Source organism: Vreelandella venusta, from assembly GCF_007989605.1.
Classification (GTDB): Bacteria; Pseudomonadota; Gammaproteobacteria; order Pseudomonadales; family Halomonadaceae; genus Vreelandella; species Vreelandella venusta.
The window spans coordinates 41,762-62,257 of the sequence record NZ_BJUL01000002.1 but is presented as its reverse complement, the minus strand read 5'-3'; the positions used below and the strand labels follow the sequence as shown (position 1 = coordinate 62,257).

At 50.0% G+C, this 20,496-nt stretch carries 22 protein-coding genes; 9 read left to right on the top strand and 13 right to left on the bottom strand.

Features of this window, described 5'->3' with window-relative positions; translation table 11 throughout:
- Window positions 1-169 precede the first annotated feature (169 nt).
- The 5 genes from HVE01_RS02480 to argC all read right to left on the bottom strand — a co-directional run bounded on the left by HVE01_RS02480 (window position 170) and on the right by argC (window position 4,233).
- Window positions 170-928: an amino acid ABC transporter ATP-binding protein gene (locus tag HVE01_RS02480; RefSeq protein ID WP_125753307.1), complete on the bottom strand. Its 759-nt coding sequence runs from the start codon at window positions 926-928 to the stop codon at window positions 170-172.
- A 10-nt stretch (window positions 929-938) separates the two neighbouring features.
- Window positions 939-1,610 carry an amino acid ABC transporter permease gene (locus HVE01_RS02475; RefSeq protein WP_120386006.1) on the bottom strand — a complete coding sequence of 224 codons (672 nt, stop codon included), beginning with the start codon at window positions 1,608-1,610 and terminating at the stop codon, window positions 939-941.
- Between the two features lie 99 nt (window positions 1,611-1,709).
- Window positions 1,710-2,480 (bottom strand): transporter substrate-binding domain-containing protein, encoded by a 771-nt coding sequence (locus tag HVE01_RS02470; RefSeq protein WP_125753310.1) that lies wholly within the window; start codon window positions 2,478-2,480, stop codon window positions 1,710-1,712.
- A 149-nt stretch (window positions 2,481-2,629) separates the two neighbouring features.
- Window positions 2,630-2,983 carry an iron-sulfur cluster insertion protein ErpA gene (erpA, locus tag HVE01_RS02465; protein WP_083007796.1) on the bottom strand — a complete coding sequence of 118 codons (354 nt, stop codon included), beginning with the start codon at window positions 2,981-2,983 and terminating at the stop codon, window positions 2,630-2,632.
- Window positions 2,984-3,198: 215 nt separating this feature from the next.
- A complete protein-coding gene (gene argC / locus HVE01_RS02460) occupies window positions 3,199-4,233 on the bottom strand; it encodes an N-acetyl-gamma-glutamyl-phosphate reductase (protein WP_125753313.1) in 1,035 nt (344 codons plus the stop codon).
- A gap of 198 nt (window positions 4,234-4,431) precedes the next feature.
- On the opposite strand from argC, the gene HVE01_RS02455 reads away from it, so the two are divergent.
- From HVE01_RS02455 to HVE01_RS02435, 5 genes are all read left to right on the top strand, one after another.
- Window positions 4,432-6,219 carry a chloride channel protein gene (locus tag HVE01_RS02455; RefSeq protein WP_125753316.1) on the top strand — a complete coding sequence of 596 codons (1,788 nt, stop codon included), beginning with the start codon at window positions 4,432-4,434 and terminating at the stop codon, window positions 6,217-6,219.
- 25 nt (window positions 6,220-6,244) lie between these two features.
- Window positions 6,245-6,676 (top strand): protoporphyrinogen oxidase HemJ, encoded by a 432-nt coding sequence (gene hemJ / locus HVE01_RS02450; RefSeq protein ID WP_125753319.1) that lies wholly within the window; start codon window positions 6,245-6,247, stop codon window positions 6,674-6,676.
- On the top strand, window positions 6,676-7,485 hold the full coding sequence (gene thiD / locus HVE01_RS02445) for a bifunctional hydroxymethylpyrimidine kinase/phosphomethylpyrimidine kinase (protein WP_125753322.1): 810 nt from the start codon (window positions 6,676-6,678) through the stop codon (window positions 7,483-7,485). Before hemJ ends, thiD begins: the two co-directional genes overlap by 1 nt.
- A gap of 36 nt (window positions 7,486-7,521) precedes the next feature.
- On the top strand, window positions 7,522-8,802 hold the full coding sequence (gene hemL / locus HVE01_RS02440; protein WP_146942215.1) for a glutamate-1-semialdehyde 2,1-aminomutase: 1,281 nt from the start codon (window positions 7,522-7,524) through the stop codon (window positions 8,800-8,802).
- A 76-nt stretch (window positions 8,803-8,878) separates the two neighbouring features.
- Window positions 8,879-9,256, top strand: coding sequence for a hypothetical protein (locus tag HVE01_RS02435; protein WP_146942213.1), 378 nt, complete (start codon window positions 8,879-8,881; stop codon window positions 9,254-9,256).
- Window positions 9,257-9,339: 83 nt separating this feature from the next.
- Here HVE01_RS02435 and HVE01_RS02430 read toward each other — a convergent pair whose 3' ends face one another.
- The 6 genes from HVE01_RS02430 to HVE01_RS02405 all read right to left on the bottom strand — a co-directional run bounded on the left by HVE01_RS02430 (window position 9,340) and on the right by HVE01_RS02405 (window position 13,529).
- On the bottom strand, window positions 9,340-10,101 hold the full coding sequence (locus HVE01_RS02430; RefSeq protein ID WP_125753331.1) for a hypothetical protein: 762 nt from the start codon (window positions 10,099-10,101) through the stop codon (window positions 9,340-9,342).
- Window positions 10,102-10,162: 61 nt separating this feature from the next.
- Entirely contained in the window at window positions 10,163-10,711 is a 549-nt protein-coding gene (locus HVE01_RS02425; RefSeq protein ID WP_146942211.1) for a hypothetical protein, read from the bottom strand.
- Between the two features lie 267 nt (window positions 10,712-10,978).
- Complete coding sequence (locus tag HVE01_RS02420; RefSeq protein ID WP_125753337.1) at window positions 10,979-11,809, bottom strand: CsgG/HfaB family protein; 831 nt, start codon at window positions 11,807-11,809, stop codon at window positions 10,979-10,981.
- A gap of 73 nt (window positions 11,810-11,882) precedes the next feature.
- Window positions 11,883-12,299 carry a curli assembly protein CsgF gene (locus HVE01_RS02415; protein ID WP_125753340.1) on the bottom strand — a complete coding sequence of 139 codons (417 nt, stop codon included), beginning with the start codon at window positions 12,297-12,299 and terminating at the stop codon, window positions 11,883-11,885.
- Window positions 12,299-12,814, bottom strand: a complete 516-nt coding sequence (locus tag HVE01_RS02410) for a CsgE family curli-type amyloid fiber assembly protein (protein ID WP_146942209.1) — start codon at window positions 12,812-12,814, stop codon at window positions 12,299-12,301. The genes HVE01_RS02415 and HVE01_RS02410 overlap by 1 nt, the downstream gene beginning before the upstream one ends.
- Window positions 12,815-12,836: 22 nt before the next feature.
- Window positions 12,837-13,529 carry a response regulator transcription factor gene (locus HVE01_RS02405; protein ID WP_125753346.1) on the bottom strand — a complete coding sequence of 231 codons (693 nt, stop codon included), beginning with the start codon at window positions 13,527-13,529 and terminating at the stop codon, window positions 12,837-12,839.
- Between the two features lie 284 nt (window positions 13,530-13,813).
- On the opposite strand from HVE01_RS02405, the gene rdgB reads away from it, so the two are divergent.
- The 4 genes from rdgB to HVE01_RS02385 all read left to right on the top strand — a co-directional run bounded on the left by rdgB (window position 13,814) and on the right by HVE01_RS02385 (window position 17,247).
- Entirely contained in the window at window positions 13,814-14,422 is a 609-nt protein-coding gene (gene rdgB, locus HVE01_RS02400; RefSeq protein ID WP_146942207.1) for an RdgB/HAM1 family non-canonical purine NTP pyrophosphatase, read from the top strand.
- The gene (gene hemW / locus HVE01_RS02395) at window positions 14,415-15,584 is read left to right on the top strand and encodes a radical SAM family heme chaperone HemW (protein ID WP_125753352.1); all 1,170 of its coding nucleotides are present in this window, start codon (window positions 14,415-14,417) and stop codon (window positions 15,582-15,584) included. Before rdgB ends, hemW begins: the two co-directional genes overlap by 8 nt.
- Window positions 15,585-15,632: 48 nt before the next feature.
- A complete protein-coding gene (locus tag HVE01_RS02390) occupies window positions 15,633-16,307 on the top strand; it encodes a YiaD family glycine zipper/OmpA-like lipoprotein (RefSeq protein ID WP_089040124.1) in 675 nt (224 codons plus the stop codon).
- Between the two features lie 94 nt (window positions 16,308-16,401).
- Window positions 16,402-17,247 (top strand): 23S rRNA (adenine(2030)-N(6))-methyltransferase RlmJ, encoded by an 846-nt coding sequence (locus HVE01_RS02385; RefSeq protein ID WP_146942205.1) that lies wholly within the window; start codon window positions 16,402-16,404, stop codon window positions 17,245-17,247.
- A 15-nt stretch (window positions 17,248-17,262) separates the two neighbouring features.
- Here the strand turns inward: HVE01_RS02385 and mnmE are convergent, their stop codons facing one another.
- Both mnmE and yidC read right to left on the bottom strand, forming a co-directional pair.
- Complete coding sequence (gene mnmE, locus HVE01_RS02380) at window positions 17,263-18,633, bottom strand: tRNA uridine-5-carboxymethylaminomethyl(34) synthesis GTPase MnmE (RefSeq protein ID WP_125753358.1); 1,371 nt, start codon at window positions 18,631-18,633, stop codon at window positions 17,263-17,265.
- A gap of 101 nt (window positions 18,634-18,734) precedes the next feature.
- Window positions 18,735-20,420 carry a membrane protein insertase YidC gene (gene yidC, locus HVE01_RS02375; RefSeq protein WP_125753361.1) on the bottom strand — a complete coding sequence of 562 codons (1,686 nt, stop codon included), beginning with the start codon at window positions 20,418-20,420 and terminating at the stop codon, window positions 18,735-18,737.
- Window positions 20,421-20,496 lie beyond the last annotated feature (76 nt).

Sequence of the window (20,496 nt, the reverse complement as noted above, 5' to 3'; positions counted from 1 at the left end):
TTCGATTGGTATCTTCAAAAGACCTTATTAGCGCTCATGGTAGGCATCGTAGAGCGATATGCCCCAGCGTGTAAAAAATAGTATCCACAGGCAAAAAAAATGGCCTGTCGCGATGACAGGCCATTTAGCGGGACAAAAATGGGCAAAAAAAGTCAGATTAATTGCGACATTAATGCTTCAAAACACGTGCAAGGAAGGATTGTGTTCGCTCATGTTGTGGCGTATCGAACAGTTGCTCGGGGGGACCTTGTTCGGTAATTTCGCCTTTATGGATGAAAATGACACGGTCTGCCACTTCGCGGGCAAAGCCCATTTCATGGGTCACAATCACCATGGTCATGCCTTCTTCGGCAAGTTCACGCATGGCGTCCAGTACTTCGCCGATCATTTCAGGGTCAAGCGCTGATGTAGGCTCGTCAAACAGCATAAGACGAGGTTCCATGGCCAATGCCCGGGCTAACGCCACACGCTGCTGTTGCCCACCTGAAAGTTGGCTTGGGTACTTAGCTGCTTGGTCGGCAATACCAACGCGCTCTAACAGTCGTTCAGCGGTCTCTTCGGCATCCTGACGGTTCCATCCCCGCACTTTCATGGGGGCAAGAGTAACGTTGTCGCGCACGCTCAAGTGGGGAAAAAGGTTGAACTGCTGAAACACCATGCCGACTTCAGTACGGATAGTTTGCAGCGCCTTACTGCTTTTACCGTTGGGCAGTAATTGGTTGCCATCAACATCAAGAGAGCCAGCTTGAAACTCTTCTAAGCCATTGATACAGCGGATGAGCGTTGATTTACCTGAGCCACTGGCACCGATGATAACGACGACTTCACCAGGCACAATTTCGAGATCAATATTTTTGAGTACGTGCAGGCTGCCAAAATGCTTATTGAGCTGCTGCATACGCACAATTGGCGATTGGGTAGAGGTCATTGCACGTTCCTTATTGTCCTGCGAGGCCTCTGCGCTCAATTTGGCGCAGAATCAAAGAGAGGGTCCAGGTGATGGCAAGGTACATCAGCGCCACCATGAAATAGACCTCAAGTGCGGTAAAGGTAGTCGCAATATAAATTTGCCCTTGGCGGACTAATTCACCGACCCCGATGACCGAAAATAGCGAGGTATCTTTGATACTGATGATGCCCTGGTTACCCAGTGGAGGAATCATGCGCCGCAGGGCTTGGGGCCAAATTACGTAGCGAAAAGCTTGAGTACGAGATAAGCCTAGCGAAAGTGACGCTTCTCGCTGGCCACGTTCGATAGACTGCACGCCGCCGCGCACAATTTCAGAGATATAAGCCCCTGAGTTAATGGCGATCGCGGCAATGCCGGCAACGAGTGCGTTGATCGGGCCTCCCAGCAATTGGGGTAAGCCATAAAAGATAAACAAAACCTGCACTAAAATGGGCGTGCCACGAAATACTTCGACGTATAAAACTGCTGGCCAGCGTAGCCAGCGCACTGGGCTAATACGCAATAAGCCAAAGAATATGCCAATAAAGAAGCCAATTGCTAAGCCGCCGAACGATATAAGCAGCGTCCAAGGAATGCCTGGTAACAGATAGGGGATCGACCCAAATGCGGCCGACCAATCAAACTGAAAGTTAACGTCCACGCGTTATCTCCAGAAAAATAAACAACGACACAGGGCCGGGGGGAATAGCCGCCCGGCCCTGAGATGAAAAGTGCTCGTTATCAATAGCGAACAGCGAGATTATTCAGCGCTGGGAGCTTCGCCGAACCACTTGGTATAGATTTCATCATAGGTGCCGTCTTCGCGCATGGAAGCAAGTGCTTCGTTGGTAGGCTCTACCCACTCGCTACCTTTATGGAAAACGATGCCGTACTGCTGGCCTTCATACAGCGGGCCAACCACTTTAGTACGGCCTTCGCCACGGGTCTGTGAGAAGTAGGCAACGTTAGGGGCATCGTACAGTACGGCATCCACGTTGCGCCCTAACAGCGCCATGTACATATCGGCGGTGCCTGGATAGGGAGTAATGTCGGCATCTTCACCGAGTTCCTGTTGCAGGAAATCGTAGCTGGTAGAGCCGATTTTGGTGGCAACGGTGAGCCCCGCTAGGTCCTCAAGCGAAGAGACTTCTTCGTTGTCGGCACGTACGATAATTTGCAGACCTGAGTCGTAGTAGGGATCAGAGAAGTCGACAACTTCGGTGCGCTCTTCGGTAATGGTAATGCCTGCAAGGGCAATTTCCTGGCTACCGGTTTGGACGGCGGGAATGATGCCGGCGAATTCCATCGTGGTGAGGTTAACTTCAAAGCCAGCGCGCTCGGCGATTGCGTTGATGATATCCATGTCAAAACCGATCATTTCGCCGGTTTCCGGATCCATCATTTCAAACGGCACAAAGCTTGGGTCGGTGGCCACATTGACAGAAGGTGTTTGTGCAAACGCGACAGTGGTACTGCCTAACCCCAGTGCAAGGGTGGTAGCAATGACAGATTTTTTTAGTAGGTAATTCATTCGTTTCCCCGTGTTTTATTTGGTTAGCGACGCGATTTATAGAAGATTTACGCTTATAAATTCCGTCTGCAACCGTTATTGACCTTTTAACCTTGGCGAGAAACCACCAAGGCGTCAAGTCACGGGGAGGGGGTTGTTACCAACGTTGGTTAGACCATGAAGGAAGCTCCACAGCCGCAGGTGGTCGTAGCATTGGGGTTTTGAACACGAAAACGGGCCCCTGCTAACCCTTCTTCATAGTCAATGGTTGAACCTACCAGATATTGGTACGAGAGAGGATCGACGACGAGGATCGCATCGCCAAATTCAATTAACGTGTCGTCTTCGGCCACGTTTTCAGCAAAATCAAACCCATACTGGAACCCCGAGCAGCCACCACCGGTGACATAAACGCGGAGTTTCAGCGCAGGGTTAGCCTCTTCTGCCATGAGTGCTTGAATACGTTTCCGGGCACTGTCGGACAATAGTAGAGGCGTTGGAACAAAAGCTTCTGCACCGCTCATGGGTACCTCCCGCGAGCTTTAAGAACAAATAATCGGCATCGGAGTGTGATTATGGGTAATTCCCAGCAAAATGGTCAACTATTGTGTTGGGGTATCAAGCAGAGGGCAGCTCGCCGAGGAGGCGCTTTGAATCCTTCCTTGGACGCTACATTTGCCTTCCCTGGCAAATGACCTCCTCTTTGAGCTGCCCTCTGCATGCTGGTATTTGGTGTGATTCAAGGCATCAACGCTGGGGCGTTGAGACCCATATTTTCGTCAAAGCCAAACATGAGGTTGAGGTTTTGAATCGCTTGGCCTGATGCGCCTTTAACGAGGTTATCAATGACCGAGAGCACGACGACAGTATTGCCATTGCCAGGACGGTGAACAGCGATACGGCAGGTATTATTGCCTTTGACGCTGCGAGTTTCCGGATGGCTGCCTGCTGGCATGACGTCAACAAACGGCTCGTGGGCGTAACGCTGCTCAAAGAGTGCCTGTAAATCGCCTGGCTCTTCAGTTAGCGTACTATAGAGCGTGGCATGAATGCCGCGGATCATCGGCGTTAAGTGCGGCACAAAGGTAAGCCCCACGGCGTTTGGCTGCATATCGCTTAAGCCTTGACGAATTTCAGGCAAATGGCGATGTCCAGACGCACCGTAGGCTTTCATCGATTCGCTGGCCTCGGCCAGTAGCGAGGCAACTTTGGCACCGCGGCCTGCGCCGGTAACGCCTGATTTGCAGTCAGCGATTAACTGGCCTGGGTCAATCAAACCAGCTTCCAAAAGCGGCAGATAGCCCAGCTGAACAGCCGTTGGGTAGCAGCCTGGTACGGCAATTAAGCGAGCCTTTTTGATTTTCTCTCGATGCATTTCTGGCAGGCCATACACGGCTTCTTTTAGCAGTTCCGGGGCGCCATGAGGTTGGTCGTACCACTGGCTCCATTCGGCGGCGTCGCGCAGCCGAAAATCAGCCGATAAGTCGATTACTCGCGTGCCATTGTCGAGCAGTTCGCCCGCTAGTGCATGAGCGACTCCATGGGGGGTCGCAAAGAATACCGCATCCAGTGCACCCAGTGCCTTGGCATCTGGCTCGCTAAACGTGAGGGCGTCATAGTGGCCGCGCAGGTTGGGATACATGTCGCATACCTTCACGCCTGCTTCCGAGCGCGAGGTAATGGCTTCAACGCTTACCTGAGGATGCTGGGCAAGTAACCGTAACAGCTCAACGCCGGTATAGCCGGTACCGCCTACAATGCCAACCTTAATCACAAACCACTCCTTGCGCATTATGCACAGTCAGACCCAACAATAATTAACAGCCTAATGAGATACCTCAGGCTGTTGAACTGTAGCTAGCTATGATACACAAGAGAGCAAGCGCGTAAGAGCGCTATAGGGAAACAGGCATATGTTCACTAATGCGAACATGATGCGTAAAAACGAATAATAGGCGCAAGGACGGACGTTGTGGCACGTTTTTCCCGGTCAGATTTCACCTTAGAAAGTTTTCGTCGCCAACTGGCGAATGTTGATGCCCTGCCTCAGCTGTGTGTGCTGGGGTTAGTGTCAGGGGTGATCACAGGCGCGGTGATGGTGGCTTTTCGCTTATTGCTAGAGGTCGGCGCTGCCCTTTATATGCCTGAAGGCAACCCAGAGGCTTTTGAAGGACTCGCACCATGGCTTCGTGCACTGTTGCCGATGATTGCCGTGACGTTGATTGGCACACTGCTCTATCGCCAAAAGGCTGCCGCCCGTAAGTTAGGTGTTGGCCATGTGATTGAGCGTCTCACCTATCACCAGGGGCGTTTCCCTATGCGCAACTGGCTTAACCAGTGGTGGGTGGGCGTTGTGTCTGTACTGGGTGGTCTCTCCGCAGGACGTGAAGGCCCTGCCATTCATCTGGGCGCAGCGGCATCCAGTGGTCTAGGTCTCAAGCTTCGCTTGCCCAATAACAGTTTACGGGTGCTAGTTGCTTGCGGTACGGCGGCAGGTATATCCGCATCATTTAATACGCCAATCGCAGGGGTGATTTTCGCCATGGAAGTGGTGATGATGGAATACACCCTGATGAGCTTTATGCCGGTGATACTCGCCTCTACCATGGGGGCATTGGTCGCTCAATTGGTGTATGGCAATGAACCGGCGTTTCGCATTCCTGAAGTTGCCCTTGGCTCGTTAATGAACGTGCCTTGGGTGGTTATTATTGGTTTGGTGATCGGCCTACTGGCGGGCTTATTTATTCATATTTCGCGCAGTCAGTACCTACAGCAGTGGCCGCTATGGCTTAGGTTAGGTGCTGTTGGGGTAATAACAGGCGCTGTTGCGTGGTGGTTTCCTGAAGTGCAAGGCATTGGTTACGACAGCGTTGCGGCTATGTTGAATAATCAGCTAGCGATTACCGTACTGTTGGCATTGATGATTGCTAAGTTATTGATTACTGCCCTCACCGTGGCAGGTGGTGTTCCCATCGGCATTATCGGCCCCGTGCTAGTGGTTGGCGCTGCCACCGGTGCTTTAGGGGGGATGCTGGGCGGTTGGGTATGGCCAGATAAAGCGGCAGACCCCGGCATTTATGCCATGTTGGGCATGGCGGCAATGATGGGCGCTGTATTGCAAGCGCCGCTTGCCGCCTTGATGGCGCTGCTTGAGCTAACGCATTCGCCACATGTCATGTTGCCTGGCATGCTCGTTGTGGTGGTTGCTTGCCTAACATCTCGTCAGCTTACCGGTTGCGAGGGCTTTTTTATTAGCACGGTGCGCTACGGCTTACATCCGTTACAGCAACCTTTAATGCAGGCGCTTTCGCGGGTATCGGTGCCGGCGGTAATGGAGCGCCACTTAGTGCGCACAGATCGAATGATTACGCCTGATCAGGCACGGCGCCTATTGGAAACGAATCCTGTATGGCTGGTTATTGAGCGCTCTAGTGCAGAAAAACCCGTGTTGGCGCTGAAGGCCGCTGAACTTGCGCGCTGGTTACTGGAGCATGATGAAGCGCTGCAAGACGAAGCCCCACCAGAAGACGAGTTCATCGATTTGCTTGAGATCCCTGGGCAGCGGCTTGAAATGGCACCTATTGGCTTACAAGCAACGCTATCGGAAGCGTTTCTAAAACTTCAGGACGATGCGCTAGGCGCACTCTATGTCGTGCATGGTTATCGGCCAAAGCAGCAGCGAATTTCAGGTATCATTACGCGTGGCGCTATCGAACGTTATTATCACTACACTGACCCCCGCGGTGCTGATTCCCAGTAATGAGCCCAACGCCTAAGGAGAGACCATGTATTTATGGGTAAAGGCCATTCATTTGATGGCGGTTGTTACCTGGTTTGCCGCGCTATTTTATTTACCGCGCCTGTATGTGTACCACGCCATGGCGCGGGATGCAGGCGATGAGCAAGCGATCACTTACTTTAAAACCATGGAGCGTAAGTTGTACCGTGGGATTATGACGCCATCGATGATCATGGTGCTAATCTTTGGTGGTTGGATGCTTTATCTTGTACCCGATTGGTTGAGCCAAGGGTGGATGCACGCTAAGTTAACGCTTGTTGCACTATTAATCGCCTATCATCATGTTTGCTTAATTTATTTGAAGCAATTTGATCAAGCCCGTTGCACCAAAAGCCATGTGTTTTTCCGCTGGTTTAACGAAGCGCCCGTGATTGCGTTAATCGCAATCGTTATTCTGGCGGTAGTGAAGCCCTTTTGATGCGCCGACCTCTTCCTCCCGTTGTTTTAGTATTAGCTGGCCATGACCCCACCGGGGGGGCTGGGTTAGTGGCCGATAGCGAAGCGATAGCCGCCTGTGGTGGCTGGGCAGTTACCATTCCAACTGCACTGACCGTTCAAAATTGCCATAACGTGATACGCACCCTGCCTGCAGAACCTGCTGTAATGAGGCAAATGGCGGAAGCGTTAGGTGATATGCAAATTGCGGCTATTAAGTTGGGGCTGTTGGCTGATGAGGCGACGCTGCGTGCAGCGGAACAAATTATCCGCCGTTTTCCAGGAATTCCTGTCGTCGCAGACCCAGTATTAAAAGCAGGTGGTGGCGCTAAGTTATCCACACCCGCTTTGCAGCAACTTTATATTGAGCGTTTGCTACCGCTTGTGGATATAGTAACGCCCAATCGGTTTGAACTTGCTGCGCTGACGCCTGAGATAACAGATCCTTTGGATGACACTGCACGTGCGGTTGCGTTGCTGGCGCAGGGTTGCCAAGGCGTTCTTGTGACCGCCACCGACGATCCACTCCCGGGTAATACGCAACAGGTTGTGCACACGCTGCACTCTCCTGACACCACGCGCCAATGGCAGTGGCCACGTTTGCCAGAAGTATTTCACGGGTCAGGCTGTACATTGGCCTCGGCGCTTGCGGCTCGTTTAGCCGTTGGTGAGCGCTTACCAACTGCTTGCGAGCAAGCCCAGCACTTTACCTGGGAGAGTTTGTCTCATGGTTATCAACCCCCTAGCGGACAGTGTTTACCGAAACGCTTGCCACGCCCCGTACGCTTTTGATCTCATTGGCAGTAAGCCATTAATGTTGAGGATGCCATGACCACATCTGCAGAATTATTTGACCTCGCCAGTCGTCACATTCCGGGGGGGGTTAATTCCCCTGTTCGTGCTTTTAAAGGCCTCCATCGCCCGCCTGTTTTTATGGAACGTGCTCAGGGTGCCTACTTATTCGATGTGGAAGGTAACCGCTACGTAGACTATATCGGCTCATGGGGCCCGATGATCACTGGGCATGCCGACCAGGATGTACTGGCCGCCGTGCGAGCACGGTTAGATAACGGCCTCTCCTTCGGTACGCCGACCGCTGTCGAAACCACCATGGCTGACCTGATCTGTGACATGATTCCTTCCATGGAAATGGTGCGTATGACCAGCTCAGGCACCGAAGCGACGATGTCGGCCATTCGCCTTGCGCGCGGAACAACGGGACGCGATAAAATCGTCAAGTTTGAAGGTAACTACCACGGCCATTCTGATTCATTGCTCGTCAAAGCGGGGTCAGGTGCGTTAACCCACGGGGAACCTAGCTCGCCAGGCGTGCCTGCCTCACTGGCTGAGCATACCATCACGCTCTCGTATAACGATCCTGAAGGGGTGGAGGCGTGCTTTGCAGAGATCGGAGAGCAAATTGCCTGCATTATCGTGGAGCCAGTCGCGGGCAATATGAACTGCATTCCTCCCCAGCCAGGTTTCCTAGAAACGCTGCGCCGAGTGTGCAATGAATCCGGTAGTATTTTGATTTTTGATGAAGTCATGACCGGTTTTCGCGTCGCTTTAGGTGGCGCTCAGGCACATTACGCTGTTACGCCTGATCTTACCTGCCTAGGTAAAATCGTTGGCGGCGGCATGCCCGTTGGGGCGTTTGGCGGTAAACAAGAAATTATGCAGAATATCTCGCCGTTGGGGCCGGTTTATCAAGCGGGTACGCTGTCCGGTAACCCGCTGGCCATGGCTGCCGGGGTTGCTCTACTAACCAAGCTAAAGGTGCCTGGTTTCCATGACGCGTTGACTCAACGGGTGCAAACGTTGTGTACCGGTTTGCAAGAGCGTGCCAACGCTGCCCGCGTACCGATGATGACCCAATCCGCAGGTGGCATGTTTGGCGTTTTCTTTACGTCGCAATCCCGTGTGGATAACTTTGCGCAGGCAACCGCTTGCAATCCCGATGCTTTCCGTCGTTTCTTTGGTGCCATGCTTGATCACGGTGTGTACCTCGCGCCTTCGGCCTATGAAGCTGGCTTTATGTCGAGTGCCCACACGCCCGAAGATATTCAGCTGACGTTGGATGCTGCGGAAAAAGCCTTTGCGGTTATGTAACATCAAGTAAAGCACCTGCTACACTTTAAGAGCCGCTCCTACCGAGCGGCTCTGTAGTTAGTGAGGTAAGCACATTATGAAACGACAACCAGCTTGGCACTCTTCACGTTTTAACAACCTATTGTTAACCGCTGTTCTCACCTTTGGCCTACCGCTAACAGGGACGGCCGCACAGGAGCAAGATATGACTCAGATTCATATCACCATGGGCGGCACACCAGGCGCGGAATTCTCAGCCCAGTGGCGCATTACTCATAACGATGAAACCATTGAACACCCCGAAACACGCGGCACAGTGCCCGCTGAATTTACCTTTGAAGGCACTACACTAGAGGGGACGGTAAAACTACTCAGCGAAGATGATCGTCTAGAAGTCGATATTCTTAAAGGCGGTAACCGCTCGCGTTCTGCTACCCAAGGAAAAGGCAGCACGTTAACGGTAATGGTGCGTTAAATAAAAAACCGCCCCAAAGAGGGGCGGTTTCCTGAGCTAAGTAAGTACTTAAAAAGTATTTATAAAAGTACCCACAAAGATGTTTACCACTGAGTAGAGATAGCAGAGTTATTGTTACCCGCCTGGAAGTGAGTTGCTGAAGCTGCGCTACCACCAACGGTGTTCTGGCGAATGGTTGACACGTTGCTATTGCCTGTCTGGAAGACATTCGCGATATGACCGTCGCCACCTTGGAAAATATAGGAGGCGCTCAGATCTGCTTCAACCTGAAGGACATTGGCTTCATTGTCGTTGCCATCTTGATGGATAAAGCTCCAGGTTTCGTCAGTATTTAATGCTTGATAAACTTCAGCATCGTTTCCGTTACCGAACTGCTCAATAATTGAGTCGCTTTGCGCAGTGTTCAAGAATTGAGCAACATTAGAGCTGTTGTTGTCGCCTTGTTGACGTACATAAGAGTCGTTAAGGCTGCCACCATCTTGCACGACGTTTGAATCATTATGATTGCCTATCTGATAAACAATCGACTCATGCTGATCGCCGCTTTGATACACATAAGAGTTGTTGTTATTACCTTCCTGGCCAACACGGGAGTATTGCTCATCATCATACTGATCAGTTTCAGCCATGTTGTTGTTACCAGTCTGGAAAATAAGCGAAGTCCGCATTGCATCACGATCAAAGCCGTTCATGCCCTCACGGATATCTTGCTGATTTTCAAACGCGGGGTTTGAGCCTGCGTTAGCAGCAGGGTTTGTTGTAGAGTTATCAAAGTCACGCGCTTGGCTAGAGAAACTAACAGCCATTGCAACAGCAGCAGCGATAACGGTCATTTGAGTTTTCATTGTGTTTCCCCTTTTTTTCGATCGACTTGCTTTGGTTGTTTACTGAGAAGCAGCTGGCGACTCAGTAGGTATCGATAGTGACTGGTCGTGCATTGCCCGAAAGATTCTGTTGCTGGACACTTACAGCACGTAAGCCACTGCCCGATTGTGAAATCGAAACGTCACCTTTAAATCCGTTTTGATAAATATCGGCTTTAAACGAGACGTTATTACCTTGCTGATTAATAGAGGCGGTATTGTCATCGCCTACTTGCCAAATAATTCCGGTATTATTTCCGTTACTTTGCATTATGCTTGCTTGATTACCATTGCCGACTTGATCGATGTAGGCAAAATTAGAGAGCTGATAACTCACTGAACGTGACTGAGCAACACTTGCTTTATTATTGTTACCTTGTTGACGAATGATGCTTAGATTGCTGTGTAGTGCGGCATTATCAATAGCCGCAAACTGAGTAACTCTTGCACTTCTATCGAATAAGTCGCTTTCATTCTCATTGGCTTGTAACGCAGAAGATAAAGTCAGCAGAGCAAAAGCTATCGTGATCGCAGCACGACAACGAGTTTTTTTCGTTGTAGTTGTTCTGAGCCGATAGCTGAAATGTTTCATTTTTAATTCCTTTTGAAACTTAGTGTGACTTTTTGTTTCATGGATTGAGTTTGGACCATTCTAAGAATGGCGCCATAGGAAGTTTTTTTAATGCTGTGGTTATATGCTTAACGTAAGTTATATTGTGTATTTGCTATTTTTTTGATTCTTATAGTACTAGTATTTTAATTATGTTGAATTTTCTGTTTTAATAAAAAAAGCCACTCGATCGAGTGGCCATTGTTTTTTATAGTTTTATTTTAGTAGTGTTCCCTTGATTAATTTTTACTAAAGCATAGGTATCGGTGCATTAAGATAGTCATCTAAAATGGTGTTTTGAATATTGGTTCCGGGAGCAAGATTCCATAATCGATTCTCGATACCTCTCGCTACAAGGTGAATGACAGCAGATTCTATTGCCGACATTACCGCGAGCTGAACCGGTTCATTTGTGGTTATACCTGCTTCGGCCTCTAATAACCGCCTGAAATCAATAAAGCGATAAACCCCTGCGCGTAGCTCTTTGGAATAGATAGTCTTGGTGGTGGTGACGTTAGCTAATATTTCGCCTGTTGAGATTTCCACCGCACGTAAGTTCACTGTCACCTGATCGACCTGGTACTGGCCTGATGCCCCAATGCCAAAATATTCGGCACCGGCTCCTCCGGTTCGTACGTTCGATTCATAAGCAATAATGCCACCCTCTAACATCACCGACGCTGCTCTTAACGATGGCAGCGTATCGGGCTGCCCAAAGCGTTCGAACTCCGCGCGAATAATACGGCGTTCTGTTAACAAGTTTTGTAATCCAACACGTTCAAGCGGGATAAACCAGCCAGAGTCAGATAGGGCCCCGGTAAGCATAGCTGCAGCCCCTTGGGTTACCGCCGTTGAAAACGTGCTGGCGGGGGCTGGCCGATATTGCCCTGTTTGATCACGAAAATCATACACAGAGACAAATATCTTTCCTGACGGTGGCGGGAGCGATACAAGATCCTGGTAGGTAGCTCCTCTAGGTGTGAGTGTTGCTTCAGCACCTTCTAAATTTTCAGACGTTGCCACCATTCCTGCACAGCCACTCAGCAGGCTCGCGATGACAATTGAGGCGATAATTTTCATAATGATCCCCTGACAAAGCAGATAGCGTTAGTCGTTATTACTGGTTTTTTAGCGATTGGTATCGATGTTGTTGTTAAGGGTTAAATAGGCCGCCAACGCTAATCTCTGTTACATCTCCAGTAACTTTATCCACAACACGCACAATTAGTTGTCCGCTATTGTCACTTACGACAACGCCGAACTCATCGCTATCGAAGCTACCTTCACTGACTTCACCGCGGCTAACATCGGAAATGAGCTGTGATATCAACCGACTTTCTAAACTTTGTAATAAGCGCTCAGTGGATGATAATGTTTGCCCCCTACGTGCATTTGGATCTGTATTGGTATCTTGCGACTGGGCTTTACCTAACAGGTAACTACCTGTAAAAGGGTCACCGCCAAAAGAAGGATTAATAGGTTTATAAATTAAATCTCCTGATTGCGCGTGAACACTTATTCCCATTAACACTATGAACGTAGCGCAAGCTGTTTTTCTATAGTTTTTCATTAGAATAACTCCTCTTTTCCCAAGTCTTTATCTGAGGTAAGAGCAGATGCCAGCTGCTGCTGGAGAAGTGCCTCCTCAACGATATTGACAGCTTCTCCTGCTACGCGGTCAGCTTCGCTAATCCTGGGAGAGAGCTGTGTTCTGAAGTACATCCGATTGCCTTCCACGATGGCAATTTGGCTGCCCCAGCGGGCATCGGGACGTTCTTGAATGGTAATCGTGGCATTACCGATAATGAGGTTATCCATTGCCCGCTGGCTGAAAGCGCGATAAAAGGTCTTACCTGCCATGGTGACGGTACGGTCGACCATGATGCCGGTAAGTTCACTACCTCTATTTCGTTGTCCTTGAATTTCTGGGCCATCGGGGCTTGATAGTTGGTTAATAGCGTTAACTTCTTCCTGTTCGCTGGCGGCTAATGCGCGGGAAGTATTGTTTTTTTCATTGGCAAATGTATCAGTCGTTAATACAAGAAAGCTGATAAAAATGACCAGTAAATAGCGAAGTAAATTCATAGCTATATACCCTTTTAAAAAGCTACCGATGACGTTGTAAACTACGTGCGGTTTCTATATTAGGAAGAATTGGTCCAAGGTTCTGATGTATCCAGTTAAGTGCTTGAATACGATTGTGGACGTTTATTTTTCGGAAAATGTTATAAAGATGAGACTTGACGGTGTGCTCACTTACAAACAACTTGTCGGCAATCTGCTGGTTAGAAGAACCCGCGCTTAATAAAGAGATGATTTCCATTTCTCGATTGGTTAATCCACAGGCTGGACGGAACGCGTTGCTTTGATACTTGCGATAAAAAAGAATCAGGCGCGCCATTAAATCTCGAGACATCCACAGCTCATCATCAAGTAACGCGTGGATACCTTTGCAAAATACCTCTAAGCTCTCATTGCGATAAAATACCCCTTTCAATTGAGCGCACGAGAGCGCTTCTAGCGCATGGTCCATATCGCGGATATTGAAAGCGGCTAGGGGGACTTTTGTAAGCGCTTCTGGCAGTTTCTCTTGCCACTCTGGCAATGCCTCTACACTAATATGGTCACTATCAATTAGGATGAGCAGCTTTTCGACAGGTGAAGAGGGTATGGTGACGTCAGGCGAGTAAATGCTAATTGAGCAATTGGTGTGATCATGTAAATAGTCTGCAAATAGCTGTGATTGCGGACTTTTTTCGGTAATGAGATACACCAAACCTATGGTCTTTTCCTGTGACATTGGGAAGCCCTCGTGGAAAGAAAGAGTGAGCAGGTGCTCTCAGAAGTGTTGCCTATAAGATACATTTCGTAAAGTTTTGTTATTAGTTGTTTGGTAAAAATAATTTGAACATATATATGCTTTTTGGAAATATAAATGTTAACTATATGATTTAAATTTATTTATTTTTTAACATAAGGAATATTTAAATTAGATCTGCATGTTTACATTGAGTAACAAAAGGCTTGCTTTAGAAGAAATTTGAGACAAGTAAACTCATTACCTTCCTTTTCGGAGATATCGTTATGGCATCGTCAAATACCTTAGTTTTAGCCAGCGGAAATGTAGGAAAATTAAAAGAATTCAATCAATTATTAGCACCTCTTGGGTTAGATGTTCGTGCGCAATCCGAATTTGGGGTAGGCGATGTGGAGGAAACAGGGCTTACTTTTGTTGAAAACGCACTTCTGAAAGCTCGTGAGGCAAGTAGAATCAGTGGGTTGCCTGCATTGGCAGACGACTCAGGCCTTGAGGTGGATGCACTTCATGGTGCGCCAGGTATCTATTCAGCGCGTTATGCCGGTGAGCCTAAAAGTGACGAGCGCAATAATGAGAAATTATTAACGTCGCTCAGCAGCTATGCTGAGGGTCAACGTAGTGGGCGTTATTGGTGCGTATTGGTCTACTTGCGTCATGCAGAAGATCCCGTACCTGTTATCGTGCAACGCAGTTGGGAAGGTGAAATTCTGGCGCATCCACGAGGTAATGGCGGTTTTGGCTATGACCCTCTTTTCTGGCTACCGGATCAAGGAATGAGTGTTGCCGAGCTATCCAGTGAAACCAAGAACCGACTTAGTCATCGTGGGCGAGCATTACAGGGCTTGGTTGAGCTGTTGAAGGTGGCGCATGGCTGAATTACTGCCTCCCTTATCGCTATATATTCATACGCCATGGTGCGTACGTAAGTGCCCGTACTGTGACTTTAATTCCCATGAGCCTAGTAATGACGAGTTGCCCGAAGCGGCTTATTTAAATGCCCTGCTCAATGATTTGGAGGGTGATTTATCGTTAGCAAGTGAAAGAGAAATTCAAACTATCTTTATTGGTGGTGGCACGCCAAGCCTGTTATCACCTGCTTTTTACGATCAATTGTTCAAAGAGATACGCCTTCGGTTACCGTTCTCCTCTACTATCGAAATTACCCTTGAAGCGAATCCTGGCACGACCGAGCAGCAGCGTTTTATTGGTTATCGAGAAGCCGGGATCAATCGCTTGTCTTTAGGAGTTCAGAGCTTTCGCCCTGAGCAGCTTAGCGCGTTGGGGCGTATTCATAGCGGCCAAGAAGCGGTCAATGCTGTTCGCCAGGCGCGTGAAGCTGGGTTTGATAATCTCAATATTGATTTAATGCATGGGTTACCTAAACAAACCCCGACTCAAGCGATGGAGGATATTGAACAGGCATTGGCTCTAGAGCCTGAGCATCTCTCCTGGTATCAGTTAACGCTTGAACCGAATACGGCGTTTTTCTCTCATCCGCCTGTGTTACCAGAAGAAGAGGCTCTCTGGGACATTCAAGAAGCTGGCCACCAACGCCTTGAGCAAGCTGGTTTGCGGCGCTATGAAATTTCCGCCTACGCGCGAGCGGGTCAACAAAGCCGCCACAACATCAATTATTGGCAGTTTGGCGATTATTTGGGAATTGGGGCGGGAGCGCATGGAAAACTGACGACGGTTGATAGCCAGGGTCAGCGGCATATTGAAAGGCGCTGGAAGACGCGTCAGCCAGAGGCGTATTTACGCCGTGCAAATGATCCGCGTGGCTTTGTGGCTGGCAAGCAGCCGATAGCAACGCAGGAACTACCCCTTGAGTTTGCGATGAATGCGTTACGTTTAACCGATGGCGTCACAATGGATGTCTGGACGGCTTACACAGGGCAGCCACAAGACGTGTTACTTTCACGGTTACAAAGTGCGTATGAAAAAGGACTTTTAATGGAAATGCCCGAAAAGCTGCGTGCATCGCCTCAAGGTCTATTATTCTTGAACGAATTGCTGACATTAATAAGCGATGAGTGATCAGCGATATATAAAGCTATTACCCTGAAGATTATCAAGGAGTGAGTGATGCGTATTTCTCGACTACTGACCCCGCTGGCAGCAGCCATTTTGTTAGCTGGTTGTGCTACCTCGGACCCTTATGGCGGTCAGACGCAGCGCTCTAGCACTGCGATGGGATCTGGCATTGGCGCGGCTATTGGCGCTGCCGCTGGTGCGCTGTCTGGCGATGGCAGCACTAGCCGTCGTGATCGTGCATTGATTGGTGCGGCGGTAGGTGCTGCAGCGGGTGCCGGCATAGGCGTTTATATGGATCGTCAGGAGCAACAGCTGCGCCAAAATCTCCAGGGCTCGCGTATTGAGATTGATCGTCGCGGTGACGATATTGTGCTTAATATGCCCAGCGGCGTTACGTTTGGTTTCGACTCTGCTGAGCTTACCAGCGAGGCGCGTAACTCTCTTAACCAGGTAGCGAATGTACTGACCCAGTACCAGGATACCCGCGTCAATATTGCTGGCCACACTGATAGCACCGGAGATGCAAACTATAACCAGCGCCTGTCTGAGCGCCGTGCCCAGTCTGTGGGTAATTACCTTAGCCAAAATGGCGTATCCTCGGCTCGATTAAACACCATGGGATACGGGGCCAACCAGCCGGTTGCTAGCAATAATTCTGAACAAGGCCGTGCGCAAAACCGCCGTGTTGAAATCACCTTGACTCCCACTGGGAATGGCCAGGGTTAACGCTAACGATTGATAAGCTAACCTCGGCATTGCCGATAAACGCCCGCTATGCTCACATAGCGGGCTTTTTTCGATTCTCTGTTAGCGAGCGACTATGCTGTCTTACCAACACGCTTACCATGCCGGTAACTTTGCCGATGTGCAGAAACATTTAACGCTTTACGCGGTGGTTGATTATCTATTACGTAAAAAAACGGCCATTACATATATAGATACTCATGCGGGACGAGGCCTCTATCCACTTAACACCAAAGAGACTCAGCGGCTTCAAGAATACCGTGAGGGCATTTGGCCGCTGTGGAAAGCGAGTGAACAGCTAACTGACCCTTTATTGAGAGGTTGGCTAACCACGTTGCTAACTGCCCAGCCCCATACATCTGAGCTGACCCATTACCCTGGCTCACCTTGGTGGCTTTCTCAGGCGCTTCGCGAGCAGGATCGCCTAACGTTATTTGAGCTTCACCCTGGTGAGCATGAGCACTTAAGCAGCCAATTGCTTTCCCCGCAGGCGCAGCGAATTTATGGTGATGGCCTGACAGGCTTGAGTACGCTGATACCGGTTGCAACCCCTCGTTTATGCGTACTGATTGACCCTAGCTACGAACGTAAAGCGGAATATTTAGAGGTAGTTGATGCAGTGACCTATAGCCTAGCCAAAGCGCGGCATGCGGTGCTACTGGTGTGGTATCCACTGTTACCAGCAGGCCACCATCACTCGCTGCTAGACGGTTTGAAGGAGAGCGGCATTCGTAAAATTTGGCGTAGCGAGCTTCAACGCCATGCACCAAGCGAGCAAAGCCATGGCATGTACGGTAGTGGAATGCTAGTGATTAACCCGCCTTGGGGATTGGATGAGCGTCTAGCGGCGGCGATGGCCCACATTACGCCGCTGCTAGGCTCAGATAGTGACTATCGATCAGAGTGGCTGGTAGGCGAATAGCCGGTTGGCCGTGTGTTATTTACCAATACAAAAACTGCCAAAAATTTCGCCGAGCAGGTCGTCAGCGCTGAATTCACCGGTAATTTCGCCTAACGCCTGCTGAGCATCGCGCAAGTCTTCGGCCAGCAATTCCCCGGCTCCGTAGCCATCTAGCTGGGCTCGACCGGTGTCTAGTGCCGCCATGGCGCGATCTAAGGCGTCTAAATGGCGACGGCGGGCTGAAAATCGTCCCTCGGTTGTCGCAGAAAAGCCCATAATATCTTTTAGATGGGTTTTTAAGTTATCCACACCCATGCCGGTTTTGGCGGATAGCCTGATCGTTGGCGGGGTTGTGGATAAATCAATGCCTGCTGGTTCGGCGCTGGTATCGATTTTATTTCGCACCAGTGTCAGGCGTGTTTGATCGGGGAGTCTGGCGACAAATTCTGGCCAAATAGTCATAGGATCGGTCGCATCGGTAGTGGAGGCATCTACCAATAGCAGCACGCGGTCGGCTTTTTCGATCTCTTCCCAAGCACGGGCAACGCCGATTTTCTCTACGGCATCGGGAGTGTCGCGCAGCCCGGCGGTGTCGATTATATGCAACGGCATGCCATCAATATGGATATATTCCCTCAGCACGTCACGGGTGGTGCCAGCAATATCCGTGACGATAGCGGTATCTTGTTCGGTCAATGCATTGAGCAAGCTAGACTTACCGGCATTGGGCCGTCCAGCAATCACCACGCTCATTCCTTCACGTAACAGTGCCCCTTGACCTGCGGCTTTGCGAACCGCCATTAGCGCTTGCTGAACGCTGTCTAAACGATTGGCAACGTGGCCATCGGCTAAAAAGTCGATTTCCTCCTCAGGGAAATCAATCGCCGCTTCGACGTATACCCGTAACTCAATCAGTCGCTCCACTAATGTCGATATACGCTGGGAAAACTCACCTTGTAGCGAGCGTACGGCATTTTCGGCAGCGGAGCGGGAAGTGGCATCTATCAGATCGGCAATGGCTTCGGCTTGGGCTAGATCCAACTTGTCGTTTAGAAAAGCACGCTCTGAAAACTCACCTGGGCGTGCGAGGCGTGCGCCAAGCTGTAGGCAGCGTTCAAGCAGCATATCCATAATGATTGGCCCGCCATGCCCTTGCAGTTCAAGCACGTCCTCACCCGTAAATGAGTGGGGCCCGTTGAACAGTAGCGCAATGCCTTCATCAATCACGCTTTCAGCGGCATAAAAAGGGCCATAGTGAGCGTAACGAGGGGAGGGGCAGTGGCCAAGTACAGCGGCTGCGATATCGCGGCAGGCAGGGCCTGAGACGCGAATAATGCCAACACCGCCGCGGCCAGGAGGAGTTGCCAGAGCGGTAATGGTGTCTTGGGTGTAAAGTCGATCGGCCATGGCGCTTCTCGTTGGTGTATGGCGAAGATTGTCGCGTTGTTCATCCTAAAACGCCAGACCCCCGCAAAGGCGGGGGTCTGGAGGTAGCATAAGGGAGCGTGTTACTTGGTTCGCAACCCTTTGCCGACGTTGGGATCATTCTCAATGCTACGCGTAATGAAGTACTGCTGCGCCACCGAGATGATGTTGTTGACGACCCAGTAGATAACCAGACCGGCTGGGAACCACAGGAAGAAGAAGGTGAAGATAATCGGCAACATCTTCATGATCTTCGCCTGCATGGGATCTGGCGGTGTCGGATTCAGCATTTGCTGAACAAACATCGAGATACCCATCAAAATCGGCAAGATGAAGTAGGGGTCTTTCACCGAGAGATCCTGAATCCAGAACATAAACGGCGCATGGCGCAGCTCAACGGACTCAAGCAACATCCAGTACAGGGCGATAAATACCGGCATTTGCACCAGAATCGGCAAACAACCACCCAGAGGATTGATCTTCTCTTTCTGGTAGAACTTCATCATCTCTTGAGACATTTTCTGGCGATCATCGCCATACATCTCTTTGAGACGCTGCATTTCCGGGCCAAGTTTACGCATACGCGCCATTGACTTGTAGGCTTTGGCGGATAGCGGGAACAGCACCAGTTTCACGAGTACGGTCAGCAGTACAATTGACCAGCCCCAGTTGCCAACGATGTCGTGGATCTTATCCAGTAACCAGAACAGCGGGTTAGCGATAAACCACAGCCAACCGTAATCGACGGTTAAGCGTAGATTGGGAGCGACTTGTTCAAGATAGTCTTGAACCTTGGGTCCCATGTACAGCGTTGCACTTAGCGTTGCCTCGCCGTCAGCGGCCACACTGCTCGTGGGGCCAGCAAACGCTACGACATTACGATCCCGTGAATCGGTAGTGACATAGTAGAGGTTTTGCTGGTTTTGCGCCGGCGCCCAGGCAGATACGAAGTAGTGTTGGATCATCGCAATCCAGCCACCCTGCGCCTCACGATTTTCAAAGTTATGGCTTTGAATATCGTCGAAGTCGATTTTTTCGTAGCGCGCATCAGGGGTAGAGTAGGCTGCACCTAGATACGATTTCATACCCATAGAGACGCCACTTGAGGGGTCTGGGCTATTATCGCGCGCCAGTTGACCGATAAAGCGTGCGCTAATCGGTGACTCGGTGTTGTTGGCTAAATAGTAACTAACGTTAACCGCGTAGTCGCCGCGCTTAAACGTCAATCGCTTAATAACCTCAACGCCGTTAACTTCCGCTGTTAAATCAACACTTAGCTGCTCTTCATCGTTTCCTAAGCGGTACTCTGTACGCTCGGGCGTGAAAGCAATGCGGCTAGCCTGGCCGTCCAGTTGAAGACCCGAACGAGCGACGTAGCTACGCGTTGAGTTGTCAGAAAGCAACACGTAGTTACGATCTGAATCCTGCGTTAGCTTATGCTGGGGTAGGGCGGCGTACACGATATCGCCACCATGTGGGTCAATACGTACGTCGAGAACGTCGGTAGTGACAGCAATAAAGTCTCGGCTAGACGAGTTACTTTCTGCTTCTCCCGGCATGCCTTCACTAATGGCATTTTGGGGAGCCGACGAACTGGGAACCGATAAATCATCACTGCCAACATTGTTGGCGGATGAGTCGTTGCTGTTTTGGGTAATTTCAGGCGTCGAATCGACGCTTATTTGCCCATAATCCTGATTCCACTGTACAACCAATAGGTAGGCAAGTACTGCCAGTGGAATCAGTAATAAAAGTCGTTTTACGTCCATGAGGGTTCTGCCCGATGGGTGGTGAACATGCTAATGGCGCAGTGTCATTTACTCGACCCATGACACACGAAAGCCT